The sequence below is a fragment of the Methanolobus sp. genome (assembly GCF_030682845.1).
GTDB lineage: Archaea > Halobacteriota > Methanosarcinia > Methanosarcinales > Methanosarcinaceae > Methanolobus.
In genome coordinates, this window is sequence record NZ_JAUXNK010000006.1 from 1 (window position 1) to 3542 (window position 3542).

General features: G+C 44.3%; 3 protein-coding genes. 2 read left to right on the forward strand and 1 reads right to left on the reverse strand.

The annotated features are described in order from the left end of the window. Together Q8J68_RS00310 and Q8J68_RS00315 are read left to right on the forward strand one after the other, a co-directional pair. The coding region (locus Q8J68_RS00310; RefSeq protein ID WP_305309581.1) for a hypothetical protein at positions 1-322 on the forward strand (322 nt) is incomplete at its 5' end. 231 nt (positions 323-553) lie between these two features. Then, a protein-coding gene (locus Q8J68_RS00315; protein ID WP_370867568.1) for an IS5 family transposase occupies positions 554-1317 on the forward strand; the annotation gives its coding sequence in 2 pieces (ribosomal slippage) (positions 554-911 and positions 911-1317; 765 coding nt in all). A 38-nt stretch (positions 1318-1355) separates the two neighbouring features. Here Q8J68_RS00315 and Q8J68_RS00320 read toward each other — a convergent pair. Further along, the coding region (locus Q8J68_RS00320; RefSeq protein ID WP_305309583.1) for a T9SS type A sorting domain-containing protein at positions 1356-3542 on the reverse strand (2187 nt) is incomplete at its 5' end.

Here is a 3542-nt window from a genome sequence, read left to right on the forward strand (position 1 = left end):
GATGGCTATATCGATGCCTGGAACGCTTCTCCGAATACGATATCGGCAGGAACAGAGTGAAAGTCCGGAGATTCAGCTTCTGATGAACTACTATGATAAGCTCATGTTAGAGTATTACCGGGTCCTCAACAATGCTTGGAAGACCGAGATCAGAGATGCATCCAGACTTGCCATCAAGATGCTCAGTGACATGCCGAGAGCCGAGAAGCTCAATAAAAACGCTATAGATAAGCTTATGGGCATCATCAATACTCAGTTGGGAGATGACTTCGCTGCACTGGTTAATGAGCCCACCAAAGCGATAATAGACCGCTGTGTGTGATCAAAGACGATCAGATCGAATATGACTCAGAGATGAACCCGGTAGGCGTCTCAGGTGCACATACTCCATTTCCGCCTTTCCATTGGAAATGCAGGACTGTGACTGAACTGCTAATCTGAATAAGCAGATTGTTGATTAATCAATACTTGATCTTAGATAGTGTCGTCACGAGATTGACAAAATAACTACCCTGAAAATAATGGCATCGATTTTATTACAAGGGAGTTTGTTATGTCGAAAAGCTGGCGTAGACATGATATCACAGATCACACGTGGAAGTTACTTGAACCTCACCTTCCCGGCAGAAAGGGAGTCTGGGGAGGCGTTGCCCAAGACAACCGTCGCTTTATCAACGCAGTATTATGGATTCTCCGCACTGGAGCACCCTGGCGTGATTTACCGCCTGACTATGGGGATTGGAAAAACACACACCGTCGCTTTTGCCGTTGGCGCGACAAAGGCATATGGGAGAATCTTCTTGTGGTTTTCATCGATGAGCCTGATCTTGAATGGCTAATGATCGATGCAAGCCATGTCAAAGCCCATCAGCATGGCACAGGAGCAGTAGGCGGTAACCAGGATATGGGTCGCACAAAAGGGGGCTCAACACGAAAATACATGTGGCCGTGGATGCGCATGGCAATCCGGTCCGAGTTCTTGTTACAGAAGGTACCAGAGCTGATTGTAAGGAAGCTGAGAACTTGATAACGTCATTTGACGCTGAATGCCTGATTGCAGACAAAGGATATGAAACTTCTGCTATCGTTATGATGGCTGTTGAACGAAAAATGCAAGTAGTCATCCCGCCAAAGAAAAACCGCCTGATGCAACGGGATTATGATAAGTATCTGTATAAAATGAGACATCTTGTGGAAAATGTCTTTTTACGAATGAAAGAATGGAGAGGTATAGCGACACGATATGCGAAAAATACGTCATCCTATCTGGCTGCGGTTAAGATTCGCTGCTTATTTATATGGTTGGCTATCTCGTGACGACAGTCTCTAACATATGTATTGCGATAATCAATCGGCTATCTTATGTATGTTACCTTTCTAGTGCTGACGTTTCTACCATTTACTATCAGATTAACGAAGTATATTCCACTTGAGCATCTGGTGTTATCTGCATCTCTACCATCCCAGTAGGTGATTTGCTCACCAGTCTTTGCAGGATCAAGCATTATGCTTTTCACCCTCTGCCCTTTGAGATTGTAGATGGAGATACTAGCTTTGTCAATCCTCTCAGCTCTAGCTCCATCAGAGCCAAGAGAGCTCACCTTGATATTGGTAAAGACACTGAAGGGATTGGGATAGGCGGTGAGGCTTGTTTCAGGAATAGCCGGAGCCACCGGATCGTCATTTGAGACCCAAGGCTGTGAGCCATATTCAAAGCAGCCGATGTCAATTATACCATTCCAGACGCGCCAGTTTCCGGCCAGGTCATAGGGAGGCAAGCCAAGACTGCTGATGTCTGGAGTTCCTGTATTGATGCAGGGGGAAGCAGCAGAAAGGCTGTAATACAAGGGATCGTCGATGTCATCACCTCCTTGGAAAAGGGGATTGCCACTGATATTAGTATCATGGTAGTTGATTGTGCTCCCCGGACCTTGCCAGATATCGTTATAGCCATTGCGGATAAGATTGTTATCCAAAGTAAGTGTGGTGGGGATACCAGTCCCATCCATAGGATTTATGGCTATTTCCACAGAACGTTCATTGTAAAAGATGCTGTTTGAGATCGTAACGTTTCCATTGACCATCAGTGCCTCACCATTGCCTGTATGCCCGGCAAAAGTGCAATTTGTAAAGTTCATTATAGGATAATCTTCCCCATGAAATATAACTCCCCGTTGATTGCAGGTGATGTTGGAAAATAAACTGTTGCTGATAGTATATTGTTGTTGAATAGGTGGGTTGTACATTCCACCAAAGCTAAGGGCTTGAGAATCATCATCTGCCATTGCCAGATTGGTAAAAATCGAGTTTTCCAGTAGAAAATTCTCACCCAACACAATCCAAACGAGCGGATATCCCCATACCTCATTACTTGTGAAGTTGTTCACCGCATTTCTAAAAATTGAATTCCGGATTACTCCAGTCATGTAGCCATCGCTATACATGAAACCCATGCTGTCGGTAGTGAAGTCCTCAATTATAATCTCGTCCCAAAGGCAATTTGTGGCATAAGTAATGTTAATGATAGCAAACAAATCCGGACTCAGTTCATGTATCCTCAGGTTCTTCAGATGCAGTGATACTTCCTTATGCCCCCAAATTGCACAACTGTTGTTTGATCCTGTAGAAGTGATGGACAAGTCCTCTAAACTGGTGTGAGTTTGATAAAAGCTGGTAAAGACTTTTAAAGCATTGTATTGCACGTTGGCATAAGCAGGGTCCATCTCTCCCACTATCTGAGTCTCAGCAATCCCCGCTCCTTGAACCTTTACCCAACTTTTCAAAGGAATTGGAAACACCTGCTGGTTGGCAGTTCGGGAATATACGCCTGGGAGTATGTGAACAGTTTTCTGGTTCAGGCTATCAGAGGCAACTCTATAAACTGCTGTTCTGATTGTTTTGAGAGCTGTTGCAGGACTCAAGCCGTCATTGGTGTCGTCTCCGTTTGGAGACACATAGAGATCGCTGTTAACTTCCTGATGATGAGCAGTCTCTGCGTCTATAAGCAATTGAAACTCATTTCCGGATGCTCTGAAAGACGCAGCATAATAGCTGGTGGGATTGGCAACAGTGAACATATCAAGGGGAATACTCAAATCATTATTGATGGAGTGAGCGACAATATCCTGCCCTGCTCCGGCAGTGTTATTGTATATGGAGCAGCGATTAACCGGATCAAAGGTCACATTCACAGATCCCATATAGCCATTGATGTATATGCCTCCTGCCATTATGTATGCATAATTGTCAAATATACGAACTCCGCTCAAGACCGTAGTACCTTTAAACAGATTGATACCTCCGCCATAAGAAGAAGCATTTCCATGTAATGCGCAATTGGTAATTATGGAAGCGCTATTCTGTCCTAATACGATTCCTGACTTGCTATTGGTTATAGAAAAGCCACGGATTCTGATGTTCTGTACATTTTGGTTGATTCTGATTGAATAATATGATACGATAGAGCCATTAGTCCGCATATTTAGAGCCACCCCTCCGAAAAATAGAGCCACCCATTCTGCTACTGAGAGCCACCTTGCCAA